Here is a 6174-nt window from a genome sequence, read left to right on the forward strand (position 1 = left end):
AGTACTTTCGGCCCAGATTTGCCCACCATGCCGATCAATAATACTACGACAGATTGCCAATCCCAAGCCTGTGCCGCCTTTGGTGCGAGAATCAGAGGCATCTACTTGCTGAAATCTTCCAAAGATTGCTTCTAACTTGTCTGCGGGGATACCTCGTCCTTGATCTGCGATCTGGAACAGTACGTGGTCTGTTTGCTGTTGGACACTGAGGGTAATAGTAGAATCGGCAGAGGAGAATTTAATCGCATTACCTAACAAATTGGTGAGTGTTTGCACAATAGCATCAGCCGCCGCCCAAACTTGAGCATTGGTAGGGTGGATCTTAAAGGTAATATTTTGCTGATTGGCGATCGCTTGGACTACGGCTACTGCTTGTTGAATTAAATCAGCTGCATTGCAGGTGGTTTTTTCTAAGACAGCTCGATCCGATTCTAAGCGTTCCAAATCGAGAATATCGTTGACAAGACGCACTAAGCGATCGCTATCGATGGCTGCAATCTCAATCATCCGCTTGAATTTGTCTGGTTTTTTGTCGTAGATACCAGTTTGTAGTAAGCCTAGTGCTGCGCGAATTGCAGTTAAGGGAGTGCGGAGTTCATGACTCACAATGCCAATAAACTCACTCTTGATCAGATTAATCTGTTCTAGTTCAGTGATATCTTCGGCAATACCAGCAATCCGAACTAACTCGCCTAGTTCATTTTTGATCGGAAATGCGCGATCGCGAATCCAACGGATTGAACCATCAGGGCGGATAATACGATATTTTTTATCGTATTGCCCTATTTTCATCTGTTCAATGAGTTCAATTTCGATGCGCTGGCGATCTTCTGGGTGAATTGCATCTAACCAATCTGAATAGTTGTGATATAATTCCTCACAATTTTTTTGCCAAATGGTTTGGTATGCATTGCTCACATATAGAACTTGCTGATTTTGAATATCAGTCATCCAAAATACTGCTTGGATGTTTTCTGCCAGCTGACGAAATTTTTCTTCGCTGTCGCGTAAAGCATCTTCGATGCGTTTGCGCTCAGTGATATCTTGCTGAACTGCAACCAGAACGTCGCCGTAGTCGGGATGCCTGAATACAGAAGTCGTCGCACTAGACCAAAATGGTGTACCGTCTTTTTTAACATTTTGGACTTCATAGGTGGCTTCACTATTTTCTAAGACAGCAAACAAGATGGCTCGACTTACATCTTCAGCAGTTACCGATTCGGTGACGTAGTTGACAATCGAAACGTGTTGACCATTGAGTTCACCAGAGTCATAGCCAAACATCTCCTCAAATTTCGGATTGGCATAGACAATAACTGAATTATCAGCTCTGACTAAGCAAATGCCTTCCGCCATATTTCGGGTGATTACAGCCTGAAGCTCCAACATTTGCGCTTGCTCTAAAAGTGTGAGTTGAGTTTGTTGCTGCTCTATCACTGTTTTTCGCAGGCGATCGTTCGTCTCTGTCAGTTGTGCAGTGCGTTCTTGCACCCGTTGCTCAAGTTCGGTATTCAGTTGTTGTAGGTCAATTTCTGCCTGTTTGCGCTCTGTTAGTTCTGTCTGTAACTGTTTGAACAAATCTGCTTGCTGGATAGCAATGCTTACCTGCGCTCCTAACTGCTGCAACAGAGTAATTTCTGAAGATTGCCACTCACGAGGAGCCTTACATTGATGAGCAGCTAATAACCCCCACAATTCATCTCCCAAGGAAACAGGAACGACCAGATTTGCCCTCACCTGGAGACTTTCTAAAAATTCAACGTGACAGGGACTAATTCCGGCAGTATAAATATCAGTTTTCGCAGTGACTAAGCCTTGTTTAAAGGGTTCGACGTTCTCTTCACCAATGCAAGGGTCATGAATTTGGAGTGGTAAAAGAGCCATCCATTCTGGTGCAACAGACTCAACAATAATCGTTCCACCCCAACCTGGATAAAATTGGAAGATAGTGACGCGATCGCACTCCAGAAATTGCCGCACTTCATCGACAGTAGTTTGCAAGATATCTTGTAAATTCAGCGATCGCCGGATACGCTGGGTCATCTCCATCACTAAGCGCTGTTGCTCAAATTGCTGTTGCAGGGTTTCTTGTGCTTGTTTGCGATCGTCAAGGGCCATCCGCAGTTGTTCGGCATTTTCTTGAGACAATTGTTGGTTGAGTTGTTGAATCTTCCGTCTACTGTACTGAAGATTGCCTGTCACCAGGTTAATTATCAAGGCAACTATTAGGAAAAGACCTAGCCGTAATATATCTCCTGGCTGATTAATCCCCAGTTGATATCGAGGGGGAATCAAGTAATAATCAATTGCCAGTGTGGAAAGGACAACTGTAACAATTCCTGGTTTAAAGCCACCATACGAAGTACTGACGATAATAGCTATATAGAAAAAAGCACCAATGGTTCGGGAAATAAGCGGTTCTAACCAAAGTGACAGCAGCAGGGCGATCGCAGCTGAACCAATAGCCACACCATACTTCAATAATTGCTGATAATTTCTCATCATGCGTTACTTTTCCCTGCCTGAGAGCGCCAACGCGTTCTTTGAATGCGGCTCAGTACCCGTGTCACAAGTTCTGGCCCTAGCACTGGCTTGCTGATAAAATCATCGGCTCCGGCAGCAAAAGCTTGCTGAAGAAATTCTGCTTCGGTATGGGCTGTAACTACTAAAATCGGTAAATCTCCCCACTGCGCATCCTGGCGCACGACTTTGCACAACTCTAATCCGTTCACTATCGGCATTTCTAAATCTAGTACCACCAAATCAGGAGATGTTGCAACCAGCACCTTCCAAAATTGTTGTGATTGGGAGAGGGTGATTACTTCCAGCCCCCAAGGAGTTAACAACGCTGATAATCCAGCTAGTATTACAGGGTCATCGTCTACGATTAAAACTTTGGCTTCAGAAGTTTGAGGTTGAGGTAAGACACGAGCGATCGCCTGAAAAATCTCTTCGGTTGTCGCCGGTTTATGCAAAAATTGTCTAGCTCCTAAACGCGATACTTTCAGTCGATCTGCTAGGCTATCTCGTCCGGTAAAAACAATTACTGGGATATTTGGCGATCGCTCTACTATCTCGCTTAATAATACTAATCCGTCTTCCTCTGTTGTTGGAAAACTCAAATTGAGTAAAACAGCATCAGGAGCTTTTAAGGAAAAAAGCGATCGGGCGGTTGCTAAGTTTGGTGCAACCTTTATCCTGATTCCCCATGAATCGGCTTCTGCTTGCAACTGCTCCGTCAGCATAGTATCATCATCGATTACTAAGAGACGATGAGTTTGCTTCATCGGGACGTTTGGAGCGGTGGAAGTAACAGCAGGCTTGGTTAACTCTTGCTGTAATGCTGTTACCAGTTGCGAGAAATTAGAGATTTGCTCTGGAGATAGCGAGGAATCTTCAAGCAGCAAATGTTCTATTTTCCGTCCGAGCCGAGAACCCTCTGGATAACCGAACGACCCCATTGAGCCTGCTAGCTTATGGGCTTCACGCAATGCACTCTGCTGTAAATCTTCATTTAAATTCCCTTCCAATAGTGCAGTTTTTGCTTGCTCCAGCACTGCAACCTGCCCAACAAAGGAATTACGAAATCGCTCCAGCACCCGATTTACAGAAGCCATATCTTTAGGGCCGGGTTTCTTCTTGCCATCTTGATTCTTTTCTCCAACAGAGATGGAGCGATTAGGTGCAGGCTTGATCCGATAGCCCATACCATATACCGTTTCTAGAAGTTCTTCTGCTATACCTGCTGTTTTCAATTTCTTGCGCAAGTCTTTAATATGAGTCGTTACTGCATTTTCAGTTGGTGCATCCCCAAATCCCCAAAGCCGATCTAGAATCACTGCACGACTAAAAATCCGGTCTGGGTTTTGCAAAAACAACTCCAGCAGTTTGTATTCTGTGGCTGTGAGGAGAATTTCCTGCTGATTACAAGTTACTCTGCCAGCACTTGGATCTAAAGAGAGATTTCCCCAGGTTAAGGTAGATGATGAGATCGCCCCATTGCGTCGTAATAAAGAGCGAATTCTGGCTAGTAATGCTTCTGGGTCGAAAGGTTTGATGACGTAATCATCTGCTCCGGCATCTAACCCCGCCACAATATCTGCATTAGAATTTTTCCCGGTTAACAACAGAATAGATTTACGGTAGCCTTGCTTTCGCAGTTGCCGACACAAGGTAATCCCATCCAGTTTCGGAATTAGCCAGTCTAGCAAAATCAACTCATATTCAGTCGATAGCGCTAGTTCTAATCCAGCTTGTCCATTGCTTGCAATGTCGATAGTATAACGATTTGCACTCAACAACTCGAAGAGTGCGGTACTCAATAATACGTCATCCTCTACCAACAAAATTTTCATAAGTCGTATCAAAAGAAGATGCTTATGACACCTTCGCGATCGCAATACACACCCTCTGCGCGGTTAAACTTTTGTGTAATTTTAATATATTGTTACAAACAATACAACAAGTTAATTTAGATTTTGCAGTCTGACATATTTATTTAGAAAAAGTAACAAACAAATATGAATGAGTGGTACAAAGAAGACCTGGCTTTTATTCATGATGTTGGTTTTCGTGACTTTGCTCTCAAGTCTGCTCCTGGCATATTAAAAATCCTGGCTGAAAACAAAATAAATGATGGATTAGTGGCAAGACGGTTGAGTTAAGCCCAAAAAATAATTAGCTTGACATAAACTCAGACAACTACAGACTCAAACACTGCCATCCCCGACTTATATCTGTGTCAGTGCATTTGTACTATATATTTTCTGTTTGATTTCTAGCCAGTTGTGGTGTTCGTGCAGCGTCTCGTAGAGAAGCGGTGACGCTTGTGCTGCATCCACCTTAAGATGGTTCGGAGAGCGTGAACGTCAACAACTGGCCATTGGGTGGGATTTTGAGACGGGAATTGACCCCTTGTAGAATTTTCTCAATGTCCCTGTAACCCTGTTGATATATAAATTAAAACTGCAACAGAAAAACTTTGGATGCCAAATTGCCAAAAGCACTCAACACAATAGATTTCTTACATAAACGCTATATATATTAGGAGGATCAGCTAGATTTGCAATCATACCTTGTATGGTAGTTCTGCACCCACTTTCAGATTTCATCGACTGCGATTTTGCGATCGCTGACTCATCTTGTAGCTATTGGTACGAAGGGCGTTGTCCGCAAAGTGGCGATCGCCTAAAATTACCCCGCACTTCAATGTCAGAAGCGATCGCCCACGGACTAATACAACATCTTGCCAATAATGACTGTTATTCTTGTGAAGGGAAGATGTATGGAATTCTATTGGTTGAACTGCCTAATGGCGAACAACGGGTACTAAAAGCTTTTTCTGGTCTTTTGAATAGTTGCAGTGTGGTTGAGGGCTGGATGCCGCCAATTCCTGGACGAGATGAAGTTGCTTTTGAGGAAAGCCGGACTTTGGCTGAGTTGGACGCGATTAAGCAAGAAATTATTACCTTGAAGCAACTAACCGAACGCCAGCAGTATGAAATCCTGTTTAATGACTTTGAGCAGCAGTTACAAGCAATGAGCGATCGCCATCGCCATTCCAAACATCAACGACAGGAAAAACGTCAGCAAATCTGCAATACACTCACTCCCGAAGCACTCACCATTGCCCTTGAACAACTCGACGAAGAGAGTCGTCAGCAGGGAATTGAGCGACGACAACTTAAACGCCAGCAAAATGCCGTATTACAGCCTCTCCAGCAATTAATTGCAGCGACGGATGCGCGAATTAGCGAACTGAAACAACGGCGCAAAGCACTTTCTTGTCAATTGCAAGCTCAAATGCACGCTAGCTACAGCCTGACTAATTTTTCCGGGCGATCGCAATCATTGCAAGAATTGATGCCAGAAGGTTCGCCCACTGGCACAGGAGACTGTTGTGCCCCAAAGCTGCTTCATTATGCGGCAACACATAATCTCAAACCCCTAGCAATGGCAGAATTTTGGTGGGGTGAGTCTTCCGCAAATCAGGATAAAATTCCGGGAGAGTTTTATGGAGCCTGTGCCGAGCGATGTCAGCCATTAATGGGGTTTTTGCTCTCAGGCTTGAAACCTTCCCTCCCTGCTATGGAAAAGGGAGTAATAAGCCCCTCTTCCGATCGGCAGTGTATACACAAGTCCTTCTCACCCCCTCTAACTCCCCCTTGCCAAGGG

3 protein-coding genes and 1 pseudogene are annotated in these 6174 nt (G+C 44.3%); 2 read left to right on the forward strand and 2 right to left on the reverse strand.

The window, feature by feature from the left end; genetic code table 11:
* Together IQ229_RS09315 and IQ229_RS09320 are read right to left on the reverse strand one after the other, a co-directional pair.
* On the reverse strand, nt 1-2505 hold a 2505-nt coding region (locus IQ229_RS09315), incomplete at its 3' end, for a PAS domain-containing protein (protein ID WP_228013334.1).
* Complete coding sequence (locus tag IQ229_RS09320; protein ID WP_194043107.1) at nt 2502-4355, reverse strand: response regulator; 1854 nt, start codon at nt 4353-4355, stop codon at nt 2502-2504. The genes IQ229_RS09315 and IQ229_RS09320, both read right to left, overlap by 4 nt.
* Before the next feature lie 165 nt (nt 4356-4520).
* On the opposite strand from IQ229_RS09320, the gene IQ229_RS09325 reads away from it, so the two are divergent.
* Complete coding sequence (locus IQ229_RS09325) at nt 4521-4664, forward strand: hypothetical protein (protein WP_228013335.1); 144 nt, start codon at nt 4521-4523, stop codon at nt 4662-4664.
* A gap of 415 nt (nt 4665-5079) precedes the next feature.
* Nucleotides 5080-6174 (forward strand): annotated as a pseudogene (locus tag IQ229_RS09330) (RluA family pseudouridine synthase); the annotation flags it as partial.

The organism is Nostoc cf. edaphicum LEGE 07299, assembly GCF_015207245.1.
Taxonomy (GTDB): domain Bacteria; phylum Cyanobacteriota; class Cyanobacteriia; order Cyanobacteriales; family Nostocaceae; genus Nostoc; species Nostoc edaphicum_B.